Annotated in this window: 1 protein-coding gene; it reads left to right on the forward strand. The window is 54.8% G+C overall.

What is annotated here, in order from left to right; all coding sequences use genetic code 11:
- Nucleotides 1-219: hypothetical protein (locus tag H6B10_RS18405; protein ID WP_243427454.1), on the forward strand; the 219-nt coding region annotated here is incomplete at both ends.

Consider the following 219-nt stretch of genomic DNA (forward strand, 5'->3'; position numbering starts at 1 on the left):
GTACCGAATGTGAGGTAGACGCCATCTGCGACGGAACGGATTTCCTGGTGCCCGGCATCATGGAACAGATCGAGCGTACCGGTGTGCATTCCGGCGACTCCATCTGCGTCTACCTCACATTCGGTACCGTAGATATACTTATCCATCAGCACCGGGTGGCTCATATCCACGTGGGCGGTAATGACGCCCATATACTCAATAACGTCCGCCGAGTTGTAG

It is taken from the genome of Gemmiger formicilis, from assembly GCF_016901605.1.
Taxonomy (GTDB): Bacteria; Bacillota; Clostridia; order Oscillospirales; family Ruminococcaceae; genus Gemmiger; species Gemmiger formicilis_B.